The sequence below is a fragment of the Enterobacter sp. YSU genome, assembly GCF_016082135.1.
GTDB lineage: Bacteria > Pseudomonadota > Gammaproteobacteria > Enterobacterales > Enterobacteriaceae > Enterobacter > Enterobacter hormaechei_C.
Genome location: NZ_CP059487.1, coordinates 3,735,524 through 3,756,540, shown reverse-complemented (window position 1 = coordinate 3,756,540; position 21,017 = coordinate 3,735,524). Strand labels below are relative to the sequence as shown.

15 protein-coding genes and 1 pseudogene are annotated in these 21,017 nt (G+C 56.0%); 7 read left to right on the top strand and 9 right to left on the bottom strand.

Annotation, left to right across the window (positions count from 1 at the left end):
* Position 1 precedes the first annotated feature (1 nt).
* Genes H2Z33_RS18090 through H2Z33_RS18075 form a run of 4 tightly spaced genes read right to left on the bottom strand, consistent with a single transcriptional unit; the run spans position 2 to position 3,651 of the window.
* Entirely contained in the window at positions 2-1,240 is a 1,239-nt protein-coding gene (locus H2Z33_RS18090; protein ID WP_003859963.1) for a DotU family type VI secretion system protein, read from the bottom strand.
* A 17-nt stretch (positions 1,241-1,257) separates the two neighbouring features.
* Complete coding sequence (gene tssK, locus H2Z33_RS18085) at positions 1,258-2,601, bottom strand: type VI secretion system baseplate subunit TssK (protein WP_033486827.1); 1,344 nt, start codon at positions 2,599-2,601, stop codon at positions 1,258-1,260.
* A gap of 28 nt (positions 2,602-2,629) precedes the next feature.
* Entirely contained in the window at positions 2,630-3,133 is a 504-nt protein-coding gene (tssJ, locus tag H2Z33_RS18080) for a type VI secretion system lipoprotein TssJ (RefSeq protein WP_022648418.1), read from the bottom strand.
* Positions 3,134-3,156: 23 nt separating this feature from the next.
* On the bottom strand, positions 3,157-3,651 hold the full coding sequence (locus tag H2Z33_RS18075; RefSeq protein ID WP_006810964.1) for a hypothetical protein: 495 nt from the start codon (positions 3,649-3,651) through the stop codon (positions 3,157-3,159).
* A gap of 928 nt (positions 3,652-4,579) precedes the next feature.
* On the opposite strand from H2Z33_RS18075, the gene H2Z33_RS18070 reads away from it, so the two are divergent.
* On the top strand, positions 4,580-5,560 hold the full coding sequence (locus H2Z33_RS18070; RefSeq protein ID WP_015570326.1) for a GlxA family transcriptional regulator: 981 nt from the start codon (positions 4,580-4,582) through the stop codon (positions 5,558-5,560).
* A gap of 78 nt (positions 5,561-5,638) precedes the next feature.
* Entirely contained in the window at positions 5,639-6,649 is a 1,011-nt protein-coding gene (gap, locus tag H2Z33_RS18065; protein ID WP_045907236.1) for a type I glyceraldehyde-3-phosphate dehydrogenase, read from the top strand.
* A gap of 83 nt (positions 6,650-6,732) precedes the next feature.
* Here the strand turns inward: gap and H2Z33_RS18060 are convergent.
* A pseudogene (locus H2Z33_RS18060) lies at positions 6,733-7,946 on the bottom strand (carbohydrate porin).
* Between the two features lie 437 nt (positions 7,947-8,383).
* On the opposite strand from H2Z33_RS18060, the gene H2Z33_RS18055 reads away from it, so the two are divergent.
* The gene (locus H2Z33_RS18055; RefSeq protein ID WP_063134692.1) at positions 8,384-10,066 is read left to right on the top strand and encodes an alpha,alpha-trehalase; all 1,683 of its coding nucleotides are present in this window, start codon (positions 8,384-8,386) and stop codon (positions 10,064-10,066) included.
* 90 nt (positions 10,067-10,156) lie between these two features.
* On the opposite strand, the gene H2Z33_RS18050 is transcribed toward H2Z33_RS18055, so the two are convergent.
* Positions 10,157-12,259 (bottom strand): TonB-dependent siderophore receptor, encoded by a 2,103-nt coding sequence (locus H2Z33_RS18050; protein WP_063134693.1) that lies wholly within the window; start codon positions 12,257-12,259, stop codon positions 10,157-10,159.
* Between the two features lie 160 nt (positions 12,260-12,419).
* On the opposite strand from H2Z33_RS18050, the gene ycgR reads away from it, so the two are divergent.
* On the top strand, positions 12,420-13,151 hold the full coding sequence (gene ycgR / locus H2Z33_RS18045; RefSeq protein ID WP_063134694.1) for a flagellar brake protein YcgR: 732 nt from the start codon (positions 12,420-12,422) through the stop codon (positions 13,149-13,151).
* 37 nt (positions 13,152-13,188) lie between these two features.
* Here ycgR and emtA read toward each other — a convergent pair whose 3' ends face one another.
* On the bottom strand, positions 13,189-13,800 hold the full coding sequence (emtA, locus tag H2Z33_RS18040; protein ID WP_017384310.1) for a membrane-bound lytic murein transglycosylase EmtA: 612 nt from the start codon (positions 13,798-13,800) through the stop codon (positions 13,189-13,191).
* Between the two features lie 107 nt (positions 13,801-13,907).
* Between emtA and ldcA the strand changes: the two genes are divergently transcribed.
* Both ldcA and H2Z33_RS18030 read left to right on the top strand, forming a co-directional pair.
* The gene (gene ldcA / locus H2Z33_RS18035) at positions 13,908-14,822 is read left to right on the top strand and encodes a muramoyltetrapeptide carboxypeptidase (protein ID WP_032648575.1); all 915 of its coding nucleotides are present in this window, start codon (positions 13,908-13,910) and stop codon (positions 14,820-14,822) included.
* A gap of 97 nt (positions 14,823-14,919) precedes the next feature.
* On the top strand, positions 14,920-16,653 hold the full coding sequence (locus H2Z33_RS18030) for a potassium/proton antiporter (protein WP_017384312.1): 1,734 nt from the start codon (positions 14,920-14,922) through the stop codon (positions 16,651-16,653).
* Between the two features lie 98 nt (positions 16,654-16,751).
* Here the strand turns inward: H2Z33_RS18030 and dadX are convergent, their stop codons facing one another.
* Entirely contained in the window at positions 16,752-17,822 is a 1,071-nt protein-coding gene (gene dadX / locus H2Z33_RS18025) for a catabolic alanine racemase DadX (protein WP_032653929.1), read from the bottom strand.
* A gap of 9 nt (positions 17,823-17,831) precedes the next feature.
* Positions 17,832-19,130 (bottom strand): D-amino acid dehydrogenase, encoded by a 1,299-nt coding sequence (locus H2Z33_RS18020; protein ID WP_047637129.1) that lies wholly within the window; start codon positions 19,128-19,130, stop codon positions 17,832-17,834.
* A 321-nt stretch (positions 19,131-19,451) separates the two neighbouring features.
* Between H2Z33_RS18020 and H2Z33_RS18015 the strand changes: the two genes are divergently transcribed.
* Positions 19,452-20,984, top strand: a complete 1,533-nt coding sequence (locus tag H2Z33_RS18015) for a SpoVR family protein (protein WP_017384314.1) — start codon at positions 19,452-19,454, stop codon at positions 20,982-20,984.
* The last annotated feature ends 33 nt before the right edge of the window (positions 20,985-21,017 follow it).

Below are 21,017 nucleotides of genomic sequence, written 5' to 3'. Positions count from 1 at the left end.
CTTAGTTTCCTTGCGGCAATCCGTTCAGCTCGGCCTGGGTATTGTCAGGCGATACCAGCAGCGTAATCTCTACGCGGCGGTTACGGGCGCGATTTTCAGGCGTGGTGTTAGGCGCTACCGGGTTGATCTCACCCCGCCCTTCGGCTTTGACGCGCTCAGGCTGCGAGAGGCTACCCTGGAGCTGTTTTTGCACCGAACGGGCGCGCTCAAGCGAGAGTTCATAGTTAGAAGCGAAGCGTGCGCTGCGGATCGGCACGTTGTCGCTGTACCCCACCACCAGAATTTTGCCGCTGACGTTATTCATCGCCTGGGCGATGCGGTCGATGACCGGCTCATAGCGATCGCGCACCACCGTTGAGGCCGAGGCAAAGAGTCCGTCCCCTTTCAGGATCACCACGCTGCGATCCGCCTCATCCTTAACGGCCACCAGACCGGCATCAATTTCTGGTTTCAGGAAGCCGCGCAGGTTCAGCACCGCTGGCAGCTGACGCGCAGGCTGCTGGATGGTGGTTTCCGGCAGTTGGGACTGGTAAATTTTCGCCAGCACCGGGCTGGTGTTATCACCCAGACGCCAGTTCAGCACGATATAGAACAGGCAGGCGATAAAGCCGACCAGCGCCACGCACGCCCAGAGTGGGATCATCGGCCGCCAGAGCTTGCGCAGAACGGGGCGATCTTCCGGGTGCGGCGAGAGCGGCGGCGGATAGCTGCCGCGCACGCCACGGATCATCTGCCACAGGCGCTGTTTGATGGTTTCAAGCTGGGTCCGGCCATTGTCCAGCACGCGGTAGCGGCCTTCAAAGCCGAGCAGCAGACAGTAGTTGATCATCTCCAGCAGCAGAATGTGTTCGCGCGGATTCTGCGACAGACGCGCCAGCAGCTGGAAAAACTTCTCACCGCCCCAGGTTTCGTTATGAAACGTCACCAGCAGACCATTGCTTGACCAGACGCCGCTGCTTCCCCACGGGGTCAGCGCGGCGGCTTCGTCCAGCGCCGTGCAGAGGCAGTAGCGCGCGCCGACAATCACTTCATACGGTAAGCCCGCCTGCTGGCATCGCACTTCGAAACGGCGAATTTCGTCAATCAGGCGCTGGCGCAGCCCGACCTGATCGTCGTGGGAAACCGAATGACGGATTTGCGGAATCGCATTGAGCAGCGGATTGGCGGCCGCCACCAGCTGATTGTTCCCACTGGCTCCGGTAAACACGGCATCACTGCCGGTATCCTGTCGTTCCTGCATATTAAGCGCTCGCTTTATTATTCTGTCGGGCTACGGATGGCCCAGAACTCCATATCGAGACCCGGGAATTCCCCTGCGAGATGCAGCGCGAATGCCCCGGACTTGTCCATCTCGTGCCACAGTTCGCTGCCCCTCTCGAGCTCGAAATAGCTGTAGCCTGCATGCCACGGGATCTGCGGCGGCGCGACGGGCATTGCCCGAAGCATGATGCCCGGCAGCTGGAGCTGGACCAGATCGCGAATTTTCGACACTGGCGCAACCTTCATTTGGGCAGGGAAATGGGTTTGCAGGTGTTCGCCGGGGACATTGGCTTTTACCGCCAGCACGAAGCCAAATTCGCGGACCATGCTGGTCTCCGGCACGGTGGCGATGTTCAGCCCGTGGGAGCGTTCGTGCAGCGGCAGCTGGATGGCATGATCTTCCATGACCAGCGACAGCCCCTGACGCAGCATCAGCATCAGTTTGCTGAAGCAAACGGCGAGATCGTCATGGTCGTATACCGGCAGTATGCTCTCTGCGGTACGCTGCGGCGTCCAGGTGGCGAGCTCCGTGGCAAACGGCAGCCAGCTGCGCCAGAGCGCTTCCGGGTGAAGCAGCGGCAGCGTTTTTAAATGTGAGACGTCGCCAAGGTGGCGGTTGATCAGCGAGAGAAGCGTGAACTCAACCATCTCGGACGTATTGAAACGCCCCGGCTGGCGCAGTCGACCGCCGATCTGCTGGCTACGCTGCACCAGCAAGCCGTGCAGGTCATTGATCATGCCGTACAGCTGCGGGCTGTTATTGGTGTTCAGCATTGGCGGGATGTAGCTGTTATCCAGCCGCACGTGGTTATCGTTGCGCTTTTCGGTGACGTACGCCACGCCGATGGCGGTCCATTCTGCCGTCAGATCTTTCTCCAGCATCAGGGTCAGACGCAGGCGGCCAAACTGGACCGTCGCCTCCCCGACCGACATGGCGTTGTCGTCTTCCACCTCTTGTTCAAAGGTAATAAAACGCGCCAGAGAAGACTGCTCCTCGCTGAAAATCACCTCTTCACGGCCACCGCGACGAACCGGCAGCGCAAGCACCACCTTTTCATTGGTGAGATTATCGGGGATTTTTAGCGGAGCCGGACCGTTGCGGTCGCTGCGAACCTGGAAAAAGGTGCCGTCAGGCAGCAAACCGCTACAGTAGCTCAGGGCAATACAGCCCTGGCGAAGCATCGCTTCATCCAGCTCAAGGTCGAGAAAGCCCCAAAGATACGATCGCTGCAAGGCCCCCCACTCACGAACGTGGTTGAGGAGGTAGCTTTCTGTCCGCTGAAAATGGTGGGGACGCAGGAACATGCCCTCGGTCCAGACGACCTTTTCTGCTTTCGTCATGATGATCTCTTTCCTGTTATGAAGGGCGTTACTGGCTGATGACCCGGATACCATTTACGTCAAGAAAGACGCTGGCCTGGAGTTCATCTGCGGACCATTTCCAGAACTGGTAAATCGCGTTTTCGCCGGGAACAGGCAAAGGAAGTGAGACGCGCCATTTTTTGCCGTCCAGCGCCTGGTATTCCGCCATCACGCCGATATAGCGCGCTTCCGGTGAGCTTTGTCCGCTCAGGGTTTTCGAAAGCTGGCCCGGCATCAGGAAGAACACATCGCTGTTCAGCAGATTCGCGCCAAGCGTGGCTGACGCATTGTTCTGTAAGGAGTAGAAGTCACTGGACATGAAATCCGCATCGGATTTCAGCAGCAACACTCTGACCTTAAGCGGTGCAGAATCATTGATTTGAGGATGAGCCTGAAACTGAAGATTGTAGCGGGAGGGGTCGCTGTGTGAAGACGACGTACAACCACCGATCAGCGCGAGAATCAACGCAAAAAAAGGGAACCACATCCGATGAAAATTTTTATTATTCATAAAAATATGCTCGTGAAACCCGTTTAGTTCAGGATCCAGGTACCGTTCGCGCTGTCTTTGCAGGCTTTGCTGTTGCCATCGACATCAACACAGGTGGTTTTCTTACGCGCTTTCGGGCGCAGTGCCTGTTTACGCACGGTGGCTTCGTACTGGTCAGCCTTGATCACGGCACGCATCGGCACGTAACCAATCAGCTGTTCACTCCCTTCATCGGCCAGCGCCATCCAGAAATGTTCAACCTGCCCCAGCACAACGTAAGTTTTGCCGGTCTCAAGCGTACGGATCACTTTTCCGCCGTAGTCAGGACGGCTCATCAGGGATGCCGGGTACATGGCACGGTACGGTTCATTCACCTGAGTGAACTCCGCCGGAGGGGTAACAGCGTGACGGTGCGTCAGCGTGATGCCATTCACCTGGCTGGTCACAATCGTATCATCGGTGATCGCTGGTTTCTGCGGCGCCTTACAGCCCGCCACCGCCATAACAAACAAAAGTGATAACAATACGCGCAGTTTCATATGCTTTTCCGTAGCGATATTTAGAGGATGAAGAGAGGGGATAAAATTTGACTTAGGTGCTATTGTTAAAATAGTCAGGTTTTTCCGGGGCGTTACTATTATTTGGGCATAGCTACCGCACGAGCCTTGAGAATAAGGCCCAGCGTAATCCTGACATATTTTGACAAACGGTAAACAAGTTTACATGAGCTGGTCACCTTTTCAATATTTCCTTTCTCTCTACTACTGTTTAATGAAGCAACCGCCCCACCCTGAGATTAATCTGAAAAATACACAAGCCATGCAATGCTATGATTTAAAAACAAAAATACACAAAAGAGAACCATTATCACTAACGTAGCATCGCTATTTTCGCCACTACCATAATTAGTAGAATGGAGAATTTTTCAGTTGCGCATGAATATATTTCACATGAATTATTTAATGTATTGATAGCATCTCTACAAAACTCAGGGACGCCATCCCAGCGAATTAAGAAAACATAGTAAGGATCGAGAAATTAATTTCACGCCACAAATTAACTTTATGCTCCCTCTCTCTGACGGTGATTTTTTCTCTTCCGGGTCGTATGAATAATTAAGTCTCACTACAACTTCATTCACCAGAGCATTGCTTAAAATATAACCACACCCTCCCGAATGGCGGATAAAAACGCTGCTTTCGCCTGGCGAATTCTATTTTGTATTTTATCGTCACTACACTATCGCTTGCTTTTCTTCATTGCGACGACTTATTACTAACATGATGAAAATTTGTTATGCATTCTTTGCTTTTCCCGTCCATAGCTCGCAGTACGAGCGGCAAAGACTGTGTAATTGGGGTACAAAAGACGTGCCGTGTCCAGCATCGGGCGTTTGAACAGAACCGTGGATCATACAGTCAACGCTCTCCTCTTGACTTATTTTGTGATAAAGGTACTTTTCAGGACATGAAGAAGATCCTGATTATCGTTCCTGATGGTGGCATGTTGTTTGAAGCCGCCGGTATCGCCGACATTCTGATGCAGGCCAACCGGCTGCACCCGGACGGCCTTGCGCAGCCCCGCTACCGCATCATTATCGCCACCACCCAGCCTCATCTGGTGATCCATGGCCAGTCCGGTTTGAACCTGCTGGCGGACTATCGCCTGCCGGAGCTGGATCCGCGCGAGCCGCTGGACACGATCATTATTACCGGCCGCGGCATGAATGAGCTGGAGAGCACCGCCGTGGTGGACTGGCTGCACCTGGCCGCGCCGCATGCGCGACGCGTCGCCTCTGTCTGCGGCGGGGCCCTGCTGCTGGCACAGGCCGGATTGCTCGATGGGCGCCGGGCAACGACCCACTGGCGGCTTCTGGAAACCCTGAAAACCCGCTATCCTGCGGTCAACGTTGAGGGCGGCCCGCTCTATGTTCAGGATGGCCCCGTCTGGACGTCCGGCGGCGTCAGCTCCGGGTTTGACCTGACGCTGGCGCTGGTGGAGGATGATTACGGCTTCACCCTCGCCCGCAATGTGGCGCAGGATATGGTGATGTACCTGCGTCGGCCTGGCGGCCAGCTACAGTTCAGCCGCTATAATCTGGAGCAGTCTGGCGCGACCGGACCAGTCAGCGAACTGCAAAGCTGGATCCTGCAAAACCTCACCGCAGATTTGTGCGTCGAAAGGCTGGCCGAACGGGTCGCCATGAGCCCGCGCAATTTCACCCGCGTGTTCACGCGTGACGTGGGCGTGCCTCCGGCCCGTTATGTCACCGAAGCGCGTCTGGCCGCCGCCCGACAGCTTCTGGAGCAGACCCAGGATCCGCTTGAGGTCATTGCCGAAAAAAGCGGGTTTGGTACCAGCATCAACCTGCGCCGCGTTTTTGAAAAGCAGCTTCATCTCACGCCGGGCGAATACCGTCAGCGCTTCCACTGCCGCAGAATGGCGTAATATGATCCTTTTTTGTCATTTACGCCATCTGACCTGACGCCTACAGTAACTCCAGACAACACAGATAAGGAGTGCATCATGGTTAAGGTCGGTATTAACGGTTTCGGCCGTATCGGACGTAATGTCCTGCGCGCGGCGCTGGGCAACCCGGATCTCCAGATTGTGGCCATTAACGATCTGACGGACAGTAAAACCCTCGCCCATCTGCTGAAATATGACTCTCTGCTCGGCACGCTGCCGGTGCCTGTGGAAGCGGCGGACGGCGCGCTACAGGTTGACGGGCAACGCATCACCGTATTCAGTGAACGCGACCCGGCAAACATTGCGTGGAAAGACGCAGGCGTTGAGGTGGTAATTGAAGCAACCGGCTTCTTCACCGAACGTGAAAAAGCGGCGGTGCATATCACGAGCGGCGGCGCAAAACGCGTCATTATTTCCGCCCCGGCTAAAAATGATGATCTGACGGTGGTGATGGGTGTGAACCACACGCTGTACGATCCGGCCCAGCATTTTGTGGTCAGCAACGGGAGTTGCACCACTAATGGTCTGGCGCCAGCGGCGCAGGTGCTGCACCAGCAGTTTGGCATTGAGCACGGGCTGATGAACACCACGCATGCCTACACCAACAGCCAGGCGCTGCATGACCAGCCGGAAAAAGATCTGCGCGGCGCGCGCGCGGCAGCATTATCGATTGTGCCTTACTCCAGCGGCGCGGCAAAAGCGCTCGGGAAAGTGATCCCTGAGCTTGACGGTAAACTCACCGGGTATTCCCTGCGCGTGCCGGTTCCGGTGGTGTCGATTGTCGATCTGACGGTGACGCTGAGCCGCAACGTGACCGCTGAGGAGGTGAATGACGCGTTCCGTCAGGCTGCCGCCAGCGGGCCGCTGAAAGGCATCCTGGGCTACAGCGATGAACCGCTGGTCTCCAGTGATTATCAGGGCGACCCGCGCTCATCCATCATCGACGGGCTTTCAACGCTGGTGATTGGCGGGAATATGGTGAAGATCCTGTCGTGGTATGACAACGAATGGGGCTTCTCGAACCGTCTGGTGGATCTGGCGGTGCTGATGGATAAGAAAGGGTTGTAGCCGATCGTATTGCCGGGTGACGCTTGCGCATACCCGGCCTGCAAAATGGCCCCTCTGCCTGCTAACAGGGGGGCATCATGATACTAGAAATAATATTTAAACCGCACACGACCGCCATAACGATCGTCGTTCTTATCGCTTCCCTTTTTCGGCGACGCGTTCACCCACGAAGCGTAGGCGCCCAGGTAAATGTTAAAGTTCTTCATCTTCATTACGTTGGGAATAAGGTATGACGCATGGACAGTGTGAATATCATACTCACCCGGATCGGTGATCCAGCAATCATTCTCACACTCTGCGTCAAAGGTTGAAGTGTTAAATTCGTCGATTTCGTTATGTGCATAAATATAGCCCAGGTCATGGTGAATCCGTAACCGGTGCGGTCAGACTGATCGACCCAACGACCCGCGTCATCCCGATAGCCATAAGCATTGTTGACCAGATTGGTTTCCATGGCGACGGCCGTTGAGAACGGGCCGTCCTGCCACGAAATAACTGGCCGGACATAGGCGACGTTCTTATCATTATCCAGTTCCGCGCCATGGTAGCGCTGGTCGACGTACAGATCGCTGCCGTCTTTGAACAGCGTATTCAGCTCGAAATACCAGTTATCCAGCGTTTTACTCATCAGGAAGTTACCGCCGCTGTCGGTACGGCCACGCCCCTCTTTCAGCATATAAATGTAACCATAGCCGTCGCTATAAAGATCGTCCGCTGTATTGCCCGAGTATTCAACAAAGGTATCCTGGTTGAGCGGGAACATATCGTAGGCTTCAAAACGTCCAACTTTAATTTCCCAGTCGTTTTCTGCGCCAAAGAAAAATACCGCATCATCAAGGTACATTTGCCCTGCCAAATCGCCCAGTGGTTGTACAGAAAATCCGGAAAAATGGCCGTTATCCATTTTTCTATAACCATCAAACCCCAGCAAAATACGACCATTAATATCCCACCGTTCTTTATCTCCCGGCGCCCAGTCGCTATTAGCACTTTGCTTAACAGAAGTCAGACTGCCGGTTTTGCTGGCAGCATCCATATTAAATTCCACATCGCCATAAAATTTTATATCTCCAAAGCCCGAAAGCGTCAGCTTCGGTGGTGCGTCTTTATTGACGGGCTCTTCTGACTGGACGACCACGGGAGCAGCCTGCTGACTGGCCGCCTGCTGTTGTTTCAACGCCTCGATTTGCGCCTCCAGTTGCGCCAGTTTTTCATCTACGCTCGTCGCGCTTTGTGCCGCAAAAAGAGAGCCAGAACAGAGTGCCCCCACGAGGACAACCATTTTTTTTAATTGCATAGAATCCATCCTGAAATAAAAGTGAATACCCGAAGTGATGGGCCACTCTATTTCGTCTAAATGTTTTTCGGCAGGCTATTATGTTTTTTGTTATGTCGGTTATGTTTTTTACTTTGTGTGACCTTCACGGAAAGTTATTCGCGGAATGTAATAAAGAAACACAACCCCGTTCACAGAATTAAAAAAGGTTGCAACCCATAAGCCTGGTCAATATTCATAGTGTGCCCTGACAGGATATTTAATTAAAATCATTCCCCAGAAAACATTCCCCGAGTAAATAGTTTTCGGCGCGCTTCTCACGTCCGGGCGCGGCGGTAAATTGTCTGGTAATGCGCAAAATGGGATATCTAACACGCGAAGCGGGCAATATTCGTCTAAGGTTTTCAGGTGATTGACGACAGCGGTGACGCTGCCCAGCGACGAATGGAGATGAACCGATGATAAAAACTCGAATGCTACGCCCTGGCTTGTTACACCTTACGTTGGCAGGCGCCCTACTCGGTGTTACCGCATTTGGTTATGCTGAAGACCAGCCAACGAGCCAGCAAAGCTCACCTGATATTCTCCTTGGCCCCCTCTTTAATGAAGTACAGAGCGCCAAACTGTTCCCGGATCAGAAAACCTTCGCGGATGCCGTTCCCAAAAGCGACCCGCTAACCATCCTGGCGGATTACCGGATGCAGCATACCCAGTCCGGTTTTGACCTGCGCCACTTCGTAGAGATGAACTTTATCCTGCCGAAGGAAGGTGAGAAATACGTTCCCCCTGAGGGCCAGAGCCTGCGCGAACACATAGACGATCTGTGGCCTGTACTGACCCGCACCACTGACAAAGCGAACAAATGGGACTCCCTCCTGCCCCTGCCAAAGCCCTATGTCGTGCCGGGAGGACGCTTCCGCGAAGTCTATTACTGGGACAGCTATTTCACCATGCTGGGGCTGGCCGAGAGCGGCCACTGGGATAAGATCGGCGACATGGTGGACAACTTCGCTTACGAGCTTGATACCTGGGGCCATATCCCTAACGGTAACCGCAGCTACTACCTGAGCCGCTCTCAGCCGCCTTTCTTCTCGCTGATGGTGGAATTGCTGGCCACGCATGACAGCGACGCGTTGAAGAAATACCGTCCGCAGATGGAGAAAGAGTACGCTTACTGGATGGAGGGGGCTGATGGGCTCCAGCCTGGTCAGGCGAACAAACGCGTGGTGAAACTGGCTGACGGCTCGATCCTCAACCGCTACTGGGACGATCGGGACACGCCGCGCCCTGAGTCGTGGCTGGATGACGTGACCACCGCCAAAAATAACCCTAACCGTCCGGCCACCGAGATTTACCGCGATCTGCGCTCTGCCGCGGCCTCGGGCTGGGATTTCAGCTCCCGCTGGATGGACGATCCACAGAAGCTGGGTACCATCCGCACCACCAGCATCGTGCCGGTGGATCTGAATGCGCTGATGTTTAAGATGGAAAAACTGCTGGCCCGCGCCAGTCAGGAAGACGGCGATAACGCCAGTGCAAGTAAATATGACGCGCTGGCCTCCGCACGTCAGAAAGCCATGGAAAGCCACCTGTGGAACGATAAAGAGGGCTGGTATGCGGATTACGATCTGAAAACCGGGAAGGTGCGTAATCAGCTGACGGCCGCAGCCCTCTTCCCGCTGTATGTGAAGGCCACATCACAGGATCGCGCCGATAAAGTGGCCGCAGCCGCGTCGTCACGCCTGCTGAAACCGGGCGGTATTTCTACCACCACCATCAACAGCGGGCAGCAGTGGGATGCGCCGAACGGCTGGGCGCCGTTGCAGTGGGTAGCGGTGGAAGGGTTGCAGAACTATGGTCAGCAGAAAGTGGCGATGGACGTAACCTGGCGTTTCCTGAAAAACGTTCAGCATACCTACGATCGCGAGAAGAAACTGGTTGAGAAGTACGATGTCTCTTCGACCGGTACCGGCGGTGGCGGCGGTGAGTATCCGTTGCAGGACGGTTTCGGCTGGAGTAACGGCGTGACGCTCAGGATGCTGGACATGGTCTGCCCGAAAGAGAAGCCGTGCGACAGCGTACCGGAGAATCAGCCTGCGGCAAACGATGATGTTGCACCTGCGAAACAGGCGGCGCAGTAGCGCCCCTCACCCTGACCCTCTCCCCGGTGGGGCGAGGGGACGGTTCCGTGCAATAGATTGGCCCGGTAGCGAAGCGCCACCGGGCTTTTTTCAGAAGCTGTAACTCGCCCCGACCTGGAACGTGCGGTCACGGCCTATCCAGCAGTTGGTCGCGTCATAGCAGGTGAGCGTCTCTTTGTTGGTGACGTTCTGCGCGCTCGCTTTCAACGTCAGCCCCTCCAGCGATGGCGCCAGCTCGCCCATGCGGTAAGACGCCGCCAGATCGTATTGCGTCGTACCGCCCAGCTTGCCTGCGTCGTTGGCTGGCGAGATCTCCATCGGCCCGGTGTAGCGTGCCCCTGCCCCCAGCGTTAACCCTCTCAGCGGCGTGCTGTCAAAGGTGTAATCCCCCCACAGATTAAAGGCGTTCTCAGGGATCTGCGTCGGTCGTTTGCCCTGGTACTTGTCATCTTCGGTATTGATGGCGTGGGTGTAGGCGTAGTTGGCAATCAGCGTCAGGTTATCCGTTGGACGACTCATAGCGGAAAGCTCCGCACCTTTCGATTCCACTTCCCCGGTCTGGCGATAGTTGAGGAAGCCCGGATCGCTGGTCACCACATTTTTCTGACGAATGTTAAACACCGAGGCGGTGAAGGTGGTTGCGTAATCCGCCAGCAGGTATTTCACCCCACCCTCCACCTGCTTGCTGGTGGTGGGCTTAACGTCTTTCGCGGTCAGCGTGCCCTGCGGCGATACCGGGGCGAACCCTTCCGAATAGCTGATAAACGGCGAGAGACCATTGTCGAAGGCATAAAGCGCGCCCAGTCGCTTGGTGAGGCGATCCTGCGATACCCAGGCTTTGTCACCGTTTTGCAGATAGTTGCTGGTGACAGAACGGTAGTCGTCATAGCGCAGGCTGGCCAGCACGTTCAGCCCGCCAAACGCAATCTGATCCTGGAGGTAATAGCCATTCTGCTGATAGCTGAGACGGTTTTTCTGCGCGGTTTCAAGCCCCAGCGCATCGTTATCGATCTGCGAGTGATCCGGATTACGCATATCGATACCCGGTGTGGACGAGGCGTAACGATAATGGAAGTGAGAGTTCAGCTTCTGGTAGTCAAAGCCCGCCAGCAGATGATGTTTCCAGTCCCCCAGCGCGACGGTTCGGGTGACCTGGTTATCAATGTTGAAGCTCTGTAAATCTTCATCCGTGGTATAGGCGAAGCGGTTAAGCTGGTAGACCTCGCTGCCCGTCCCGGTTGAATAGGCGCTGCGCTGGTGGGTGTCCACGTCAAAGTAGCGCGCTTTCTGGCTAAAGCCCCAGCCACTGTCAAACTCATGTTCAAAGCTGTAGCCCAGCATCCACTGACGCTGCTTAAAGCCGCTCCACTCATCCCCGGCATAGTCACGACGATCGGCGTATTTAGACCGTAGATAGCTTAGCGGCATCGGATCAGACGGCGTCAGGCTCGGCGTATTTTGCGCCAGCGCGTCAATGGTCAGGCGCGTTTTGTCATCCGGCTGCCAGGTCACGGAGGGGGCCACCAGATAGTTTTCATAGCGCGTGGTGTGCGCCTGTTCGTCACTCTCTGTCGCTTTACCCAGCAGGCGATAGTTCCAGTCGCTGGTCGCAATCTGCCCCGTGGAATCCAGGTACCCCTCTTTCAGATTGCGGTTTCCGGTGTTAAAGCCCAGTTCTGTTTTCGCCTCTTTCTGCGGCTTTTTACTCTGAATATTGACCAGCCCGCCCGGGGAGCCGCCGCCATACAGCACGGATGACGGCCCCTTCAGAATATCGACGCTCTCAATCAGCAGCGGATCGATTCGCGCTTTAGTGTTCCCGGTGACGTTATAGGGAAGTTGCAGGCCGTTGTAGAACTCCTGCTCGACGTTAAACCCGCGGATTTTGTACTCGCTCATGTAAGAGGTGCTCCCGCGCACCTCCGTGGAAACGCCCGGCGCATAGCGCAGGATCTCGTTTACCGAACTGGCGTGCCGCTGCTCAATCTCTTTAGCGGCGATGGTGTTGATCACCTGGGGCGTTTTACTTTCCGCGACGGCTGATTTCGTGGCGCTGTTGGTCCAGGCAGGGAGCGCGCTGCCCTGCTCTGTACCGGTCACCACGATGGTGGGTTCTTCTGCAAAAGCCTGTGCTTGCAATGCCAGCGTGACGGCGCCTGCCAACGCGCATAACGCAAAACGTGAGGTGCTCATAGTGTCGTCTTGTTATTAGATGCTATTGGGAACGCCAATTATTATCATTTCCATTAGCAAATCAATATCGGGGGAGAAAAACAGATCGTTTGTATTAAGTTTCATGCCAGCGTGCCGATAACCCAGAGACAGTCTGTCATCTATCGAGGAGCCATCTGGCGTGAGTAGCTACAGTGAGCAGTTCCTGAAACAAAATCCGCTGGCTGTATTAGGAGTGTTACGCGACCTGAAAAAGGGCGAGGTGCCGCTGCGCATCAACTGGTCAACCAGCCAGTTTATCAGCAAGATCCTGGACGTGACGGCAGAACACCTGATCGTGGATCTGGGTAGCCAGAGCGAAGAAAACCGTGCCGCGCTCCAGGCAGAAAACCTCTCGGTGATGGCCGAAACGCAGGGGGCGAAAGTCGAGTTTGTGCTGCCCCGCCTGACCACGATCGCGTACCAGGGTTTGCCTGCGTTTATCGCTCCCCTGCCCGCTAACCTCTGGTTCGTGCAACGCCGCGAGTTTTTTCGCATCAGCGCCCCGCTTCACCCGGCCTATTTCTGTAAGGCAAAAATGCCGGACAAAAAAGAGATCCGCTTTCGTCTCTTCGACCTGTCACTGGGCGGGATGGGCGCGTTAATGGATACGCCGAAGCCGGAAGGACTGGTGGAAGGCATGCGTTTTAGTCAGATTGAGCTGGATATGGGCGGATGGGGACGCTTCTGGTTTGACGCCCAGCTGATTGCCATCAGCGAGCGTAAGGTGGTGGACAGCAAAAACGAAACCATTACCACGCCGCGACTGAGCTTTCGCTTTCTGAATGTCGGGCCAGGCGCCGAACGCGAACTACAGCGCATCATCTTCTCACTGGAGCGTGAAGCGCGGGAACGCGCGAACAAAGTGCGCTGAAAGGCGTCGGGCAGCATGCTGCCGCCCGACAAAGGCGTTACATGGCGTCCATCGCTTTCTGTACTTTCCAGATATAACGTGGAGCCTGTGCTGAAGGATGATTCTTCACAACGTGCTCGAAGAATTCATCTTTATCCATATCGTTAATCTCTTCTATCGCCTCTTTGCGATCGGATGAGAAGGTTCGGAGCAGCGCGCCGGCTCCGTTAACGTACGACACCACCAGCGCATATTGCATCACTTCCGGATCGTCAATCCCCTTCAGAATGCCATGCTCGAGAATACTCAGGTAAGCGGTTCCCATAGAGATATTACGTTCCGGGTTTTTCAGCTCGCTGGTGGATGGCTGTCCCTTCCAGCCCATGTAGCGATAGACCTCTCTTCCCGCCGTCGAGGCTTTTAACTGCATCAGCCCCACCGCATTCGATTTACTCACCAGCGTCGGGTTGCCACCGGATTCCACGGCAATGATCGCCGTGATCAGACGCGGGCTCACGCCCCAGGCCTTCCCGGCTTGTTCGCTGATCGGCATCCACTGCATGGCCCGCTTTACCGGCACTTCAGGGTTCCAGGGGGGATTTTGATAATCATGTTTTGAACTACAGCCAGCGAGCAGCACAATCAAAAAAGCAAACCATCTCAATTTCACGTCATCTATCCTTATAGCCGGTCATCGCGGTACGTCGCCCCTTGAAGCAGGCGGCGTATAAGCGGCATGATATAGACAATTAGATTCTCATTCAGCAAGGAATTGCCATGCCTCAGTTTCATCTCATCGCACCGTCAGGCTACTGCATCAACCAGGAGGCGGCACAGCGGGGCGTTCAGCGCCTGCTGGAAATGGGCCATCAGGTAGAAAATCAGACTATTATCCCCCGCCGTATGCAGCGTTTTGCCGGTACGGAGGCGCAGAGACTGAGCGATATCAACAGCCTGGCGACGCTGGAAGGTGAAAACACTATTGTGCTGGCCGTGCGCGGCGGCTATGGCGCAAGCCGGCTGCTGGAGAGCATCGACTGGGCCGGGCTGGCCGCGCGCCAGCAGCAGGATCCGCTGTTAATCTGCGGACACAGCGATTTCACGGCGATCCAGCTCGGCCTGCTGGCGTTGCATAACGTCATTACCTTTAGCGGCCCGATGCTGGCCGGCAACTTTGGTGCGCCGGAGCTGGATGCGTTTACGCAGGACCATTTCTGGCGCGCCCTGCAAAACCCGACGTTCACCGTCGAGTGGCAAGGCAATGGACCGCACTGGGAATGTGAAGGACAGCTGTGGGGCGGCAACCTCGCGATGCTGGTGTCGCTGATTGGAACGCCGTGGCTACCGCAGATCACGGACGGCATACTGGTGCTGGAAGATATCAACGAACACCCGTTCCGCGTCGAACGTATGCTGTTGCAGCTGTATCACGCCGGGATTCTGGATCGGCAGTCGGCCATTGTGCTGGGCAGTTTTAGTGGTTCAGCCCCCAACGATTACGATGCGGGCTATTCCCTGGAGACGATGATTGATTTCATTCGTTCCCGGCTGGATATCCCGGTGATCGCCGGTCTGGATTTCGGCCATGAGCAGCAAACCGTTACCCTGCCGCTGGGTGCCCAGGCGCACCTTGTACACGATAATTCAGGCAGTCGGTTAACAATCAGCGGTCATCCGGTCTTAAAGGCATAAAAAAGCCGTTATTCCCCCTCAATAAAACGCAGTTAACGTTGTTATTATGTTAGGGTTTTAATAACAGCGTTCACATTGAGGTGGGAGTAAGACGACATTGGGTGCCACAGCGATAATCAGTCTTTTCATTCTGGGTTCCATCCTGGTAACCTTTAGCATTTTATTAAGTTCATTTTCATCGCGTCTTGGCATACCTATTCTTGTCATTTTCCTGGCTATCGGCATGCTTGCCGGGATCGACGGTATCGGCGGTATCCCCTTCGATAATTACCCTTTCGCCTATATGGTGAGTAACCTCGCGCTGGCGGTGATTCTGCTGGACGGCGGAATGCGCACCCAGGCAAGTTCGTTTCGCGTTGCCTTAGGCCCGGCGCTGTCTCTGGCGACCGTCGGCGTGCTGATCACCTCCGGCCTGACCGGCATGATGGCGGCCTGGCTGTTTAACCTCGATATAATGGAAGGCCTGCTGATTGGCGCGATTGTCGGCTCTACCGATGCGGCGGCGGTTTTCTCACTGCTCGGCGGCAAGGGGCTGAACGAACGCGTGGGCTCCACGCTTGAGATTGAATCCGGCAGTAACGATCCGATGGCGGTGTTCCTGACCATTACCCTGATTGAGATGATCCAGCAGCACGAAACCGGCCTGAGCTGGATGTTCGCCTGGCACATCCTCCAGCAGTTTGGCCTCGGGATTATCATTGGTCTCGGCGGCGGTTACCTGTTACAGCATACGATTAACCGTATTACGCTGCCTTCCGGCCTTTACCCGCTGCTGGCCCTGAGCGGTGGGATCCTGATCTTTGCCGTCACCACCGCGCTGGACGGCAGCGGTATTCTGGCGGTTTACCTTTGCGGTTTCCTGTTGGGCAACCGACCGATTCGCAACCGTCACGCCATCTTGCAGAACTTCGACGGTCTGGCCTGGCTTGCGCAGATTGCCATGTTCCTGGTGCTGGGCCTGCTGGTGACGCCGTCGGACCTGCTGCCTATCGCCGTACCGGCGCTGCTTTTATCGGCCTGGATGATCTTCTTCGCCCGTCCGCTGTCGGTGTTTGCCGGGCTGCTGCCGTTCCGCGGGTTTAACCTGCGTGAGCGGATATTTATCAGTTGGGTGGGGCTGCGCGGCGCGGTGCCGATTATTCTGGCAGTGTTCCCTATGATGGCCGGGCTGGACAACGCCCGTCTGTTCTTCAACGTCGCCTTCTTCGTGGTGCTGGTGTCGCTGCTGTTCCAGGGGACGTCGCTGGGCTGGGCGGCGAAAAAAGCCAAAGTGGTGGTACCGCCCATTGGCTGGCCGGTCTCCCGCGTGGGGCTGGATATTCACCCTGAGAATCCCTGGGAACAGTTTGTCTACCAGCTAAGCGCCGATAAGTGGTGCGTGGGCGCGTCCCTGCGCGATCTGCATATGCCCGCTGAAACGCGCATTGCCGCCCTGTTCCGGGATAACGCCCTGCTTCACCCGACCGGCAGCACGCGGCTGCGTGAGAACGATATCCTCTGCGTGATTGGCCGCGAGCGCGACCTGCCGGCCCTCGGCAAGCTGTTCAGCCAGTCGCCCCCGGTGGCGCTGGATCAGCGTTTCTTCGGCGATTTTATCCTCGAAGCCAGCGCCCGCTTTGCGGATGTGGCGCTGATTTATGGCCTGGAAGGTGGACTGGAGAATCGCGATAACCAGCAAACACTGGGTGAAATTATTCAGCAATTATTAGGGGCTGCGCCGGTCGTCGGTGACCAGGTGGAGTTTGCCGGGATGATCTGGACGGTAGCGGAGAAAGAAGATAACGCGGTGCGCAAAGTCGGCGTAAGGCCAATGGAGGAGGAGGCGGAGTAGCTGCTTTTTTGCCGGGTGGCGCTAACGCTTACCCGGCCTACGTTCGGGCTTTTGTAGGCCGGGTAAGGCGAAGCCGCCACCCGGCACACACACACAAGTTACACCGTCACAACAGGCACTCTTGGCGCCAGCGCGCACATCAATTCATACCCGACGGTGCCCGCCGCAGCGGCCACATCATCAATTTTAACCTCGTTGCCCCACAGCTCAACCGGCGATCCGATGCCCGCCTGGGGACACGGCGTCAAATCGATGGCCAGCATATCCATGGAGACGGTGCCTACCGTGCCGGTGCGCACGCCATCGACCCACACCGGCGTGCCGCTCGGGGCGATGCGCGGATAACCATCTGCATAGCCCCCCGCCACGATACCGATGCGCTGTTCACCTGCTGCCCGATAGCGGCTGCCATAGCCCACCGTATCGCCCGCTTTCAGGGTTTGCACGCCGATAATCTCGCTTCGTAACGTCATCACCGGCTTCAGGCCGCTGTTGGCAATATCCTGCCACTGACCTGAGGGTGACGCGCCGTACAGTACGATCCCCGGACGTACCCAGTTGTAGTGCGCCTCGGGATGCCAGAGCGTTGCCGCTGAGTTCGACAGCGAGCGCGGACAGTCCAGACCTTCTGCCGCCTGCTCAATGCGGACCATGGCATCGGCAATGCCGTCCGGCTTTTCCGCATCGGCGAAGTGCGCCATCAGCGTCATCTCACCGACGTTTTTCAGCGCACGAAGCTGCTGCCAGACCGTATGCACCCGTTCAGGCTGGAAGCCCAGACGGTTCATCCCGCTGTTCACTTTGAGATAGATATCCAGCGGGGCATGCAGCTTCGCGTCCTGGATGGCCTTGATCTGCCAGTTACTGTGAACGCTGGTCGTCAGGCGGTACTTATCCAGCAGAGGCAGATCCTGCGCATGAAAGAATCCTTCCAGCAGAAGGATCGGTCCTTTCCAGCCGCGCTCGCGCAGCAGGATGGCCTCTTCCAGATTCAGCAAGGCAAAACCATCGGTGCCGCCGAGCGCACTCCAGATACGGTCGATACCATGACCGTAGGCGTTGGCTTTCACCACCGACCAGACACGAGAACCCGGCGCAGCACGGCGAACAATTTGCAGGTTATCCTTCAGCGCCTGCAAATCCAGCTGGGCCAGAATGGGACGGGACATGACGACTCCTTAATTATGCGCGCCGTGCAGGTGTTGTGGACGCGATGGGGTAAACCCTGATTGATAGCGTGCGGCGCTCAAATCGTCAAACGGAATTGCCGGCGTCCGCCCGGAGATCAGGTCGCTCAGCAGTTGGCCCGAACCGCAGGCCATGGTCCAGCCAAGCGTGCCGTGGCCGGTGTTGGTCCACAGATTTTTATATGGCGTACGGCCCACAATTGGCGTGCCGTCCGGGGTCATTGGGCGCAGGCCGGTCCAGAACGTTGCCTGCTCAATGAAGCCGCCGCGCGGGAAGAGATCGCCCACGACCATCTCCAGCGTTTCACGACGCGGTTTGAGCAGCTCGGTATTGAAGCCTACGATTTCCGCCATGCCGCCGACGCGGATCCGGTTATCGAAGCGGGTGATGGCGATTTTGTAGGTTTCATCGAGAATGGTCGAGACCGGCGCGCCGCTGTCCTCTTTCACAGGAATGGTCAGGGAGTAGCCTTTCAGCGGATAGACCGGGATATCCAGGATGCCTTTCAGCATTGCGGTTGAGTAGGAGCCAAACGCCATCACGTAGGCATCGGCTTTAATTACCTCTTCCCCACACTTCACGCCGTAAATCTTCTCCCCTTCCGACAGCAGTTTGTCGACAGAAGTATTGAAGCGGAATTTCACCCCGGCCTGCTCACACATGCGCGCCAGACGCTGGGTGAAAAGCTTGCAGTCGCCGGTTTCATCGTTCGGTAAACGCAGACCGCCCGTCAGCTTGTGCGCGACCTCGGCAAGCGCTGGCTCCACCTGCGCCAGCTGGCTGGCTTCCAGCAGCTGATACGGTACGCCCGCATCTTCAAGCACGGCGATATCGCGGGTCGCGTTTTCGTACTGTTGCGCGGTACGGAACAGCTGAAGCGTGCCGCCCTGACGCCCTTCATATTCGATGCCCGTTGAGGCACGCAGCGCCTTCAGGCAGTCGCGGCTGTATTCCGCCAGCCGCACCATACGCCCCTTGTTTTCCATATAGTGGCGGGTGTCGCAGTTGCGCAGCATCTGCCACATCCATTTAAGCTGGAACTGCGTGCCGTCAAGACTTATCGCCAACGGCGCATGTCGCTGAAACATCCATTTGATCGCCTTCAGCGGAACGCCCGGGGCCGCCCACGGCGCAGCGTAGCCCGGAGAGATTTGCCCCGCATTCGCCGCACTGGTTTCCAGCGCCGGACCGGATTCGCGATCGATAACGGTAACCTCATGTCCCGCCTGACTTAAATACCAGGCGCTGGTTACGCCAACGACACCACTTCCCAGTATGACAACACGCATAGCCACTCCATTATGAGCAAAAGAACAATCATCTAATTACAGATTGATAACCTAGTTGAAAATATTATTCAACATATGACTTTTTTATGGTGACTCAACTCACATATCCCGCTGTATCAGAGGATGGCGCTTATTTGGGATCTCCTGCTGCGCGTTATTTTTAACCAGTAGAAAATTCTGTGAGAACCGCTTTATTTGCCGTATCGAAAACGCTAAATCGCAAAGAAAAAATTTCTGCGCCCCGCGTATTTGAATGGGGTGATCTATGCTTGAAAGGAGGCTCTCCAGTCAGAGAGAGCGACCAACAACGAGGGCGCGCTAATGGCTACACTAGATTCCATGTCCAGGGACAGCACCCGTCTGAGCGATGGACCCGACTGGACCTTCGAGTTGCTGGATGTCTACCTGGCGGAGATCGACCGGGTGGCCAAACTCTATCGTCTGGATACCTATCCCCATCAGATTGAAGTCATCACCTCGGAACAGATGATGGACGCTTACTCCAGCGTCGGGATGCCAATTAACTATCCGCACTGGTCGTTTGGCAAAAAATTCATTGAGACAGAGCGGCTGTATAAGCACGGGCAGCAGGGACTGGCGTATGAAATCGTCATTAACTCTAACCCGTGTATTGCCTATCTGATGGAAGAGAACACCATTACCATGCAGGCGCTGGTGATGGCGCACGCCTGCTATGGACATAACTCGTTCTTCAAAAATAACTATCTGTTCCGCAGCTGGACGGACGCCAGCTCCATCGTCGATTACCTGATCTTCGCCCGCAAATACATTACCGACTGCGAAGAGCGCTACGGCGTGGACGAGGTGGAGAAGCTGCTGGACTCCTGCCACGCGCTGATGAACTACGGCGTTGATCGTTATAAGCGTCCGCAGAAGATCTCATTGCAGGAAGAGAAAGCCCGGCAGAAGAGCCGCGAGGAGTATCTGCAAAGCCAGGTGAATATGCTGTGGCGCACCCTGCCGAAACGTGAAGAGGAGAAAACCGTCGCCGAGGCGCGTCGCTACCCTTCCGAGCCGCAGGAAAACCTGCTCTACTTTATGGAGAAAAACGCCCCACTGCTGGAGCCGTGGCAGCGTGAGATCCTGCGCATCGTGCGCAAGGTGAGCCAGTATTTCTATCCGCAGAAGCAGACCCAGGTGATGAACGAAGGCTGGGCGACCTTCTGGCACTACACCATTCTTAACCACCTGTACGACGAAGGAAAAGTCACCGAGCGGTTTATGATGGAGTTTCTGCACAGCCACACCAACGTGGTATTCCAGCCGGCATATAACAGCCCGTGGTACAGCGGCATTAACCCGTACGCGCTCGGCTTTGCCATGTTCCAGGATATCAAGCGTATTTGTCAGTCGCCCACCGAAGAGGACAAATACTGGTTCCCGGATATTGCCGGTTCCGACTGGCTGGAAACGCTGCACTTCGCGATGCGTGATTTTAAGGATGAAAGCTTTATCAGCCAGTTCATGTCGCCGAAGATCATGCGTGATTTCCGCTTCTTCACCGTACTGGATGATGACCGCAACAACTACCTGGAGATCTCCGCGATCCACAACGAAGAGGGTTATCGCGAGATCCGCTCGCGCCTGTCATCCCAGTACAACCTGAGTAATCTTGAACCGAACATTCAGGTCTGGAACGTGGATCTGCGCGGCGACCGCTCCCTGACGTTGCGCTATATTCCGCACAACCGCGCGCCGCTGGATAAGGGGCGTAAGGAAGTGCTGAAGCATGTGCATCGCCTGTGGGGATTTGACGTGTTGCTGGAGCAGCAGAACGAAGATGGCAGCGTGGAGCTGCTGGACCGGTGTCCGGCGCGGTTGAATACGCTGTAGTTTGTTGCCGGATGGCGGCTACGCCTTACCCGG

Excerpts from the sequence above, each read along its gene's own strand:
- H2Z33_RS18090 (WP_003859963.1), bottom strand. The coding sequence starts at position 1,240 with ATGCAGGAACGACAGGATACCGGCAGTGATGCCGTGTTTACCGGAGCC.
- tssK (WP_033486827.1), bottom strand. The coding sequence starts at position 2,601 with ATGACGAAAGCAGAAAAGGTCGTCTGGACCGAGGGCATGTTCCTGCGT.
- tssJ (WP_022648418.1), bottom strand. The coding sequence starts at position 3,133 with ATGAATAATAAAAATTTTCATCGGATGTGGTTCCCTTTTTTTGCGTTG.
- H2Z33_RS18075 (WP_006810964.1), bottom strand. The coding sequence starts at position 3,651 with ATGAAACTGCGCGTATTGTTATCACTTTTGTTTGTTATGGCGGTGGCG.
- H2Z33_RS18070 (WP_015570326.1), top strand. The coding sequence starts at position 4,580 with ATGAAGAAGATCCTGATTATCGTTCCTGATGGTGGCATGTTGTTTGAA.
- gap (WP_045907236.1), top strand. The coding sequence starts at position 5,639 with ATGGTTAAGGTCGGTATTAACGGTTTCGGCCGTATCGGACGTAATGTC.
- H2Z33_RS18055 (WP_063134692.1), top strand. The coding sequence starts at position 8,384 with ATGATAAAAACTCGAATGCTACGCCCTGGCTTGTTACACCTTACGTTG.
- H2Z33_RS18050 (WP_063134693.1), bottom strand. The coding sequence starts at position 12,259 with ATGAGCACCTCACGTTTTGCGTTATGCGCGTTGGCAGGCGCCGTCACG.
- ldcA (WP_032648575.1), top strand. The coding sequence starts at position 13,908 with ATGCCTCAGTTTCATCTCATCGCACCGTCAGGCTACTGCATCAACCAG.
- dadX (WP_032653929.1), bottom strand. The coding sequence starts at position 17,822 with ATGTCCCGTCCCATTCTGGCCCAGCTGGATTTGCAGGCGCTGAAGGAT.
- H2Z33_RS18020 (WP_047637129.1), bottom strand. The coding sequence starts at position 19,130 with ATGCGTGTTGTCATACTGGGAAGTGGTGTCGTTGGCGTAACCAGCGCC.
- H2Z33_RS18015 (WP_017384314.1), top strand. The coding sequence starts at position 19,452 with ATGGCTACACTAGATTCCATGTCCAGGGACAGCACCCGTCTGAGCGAT.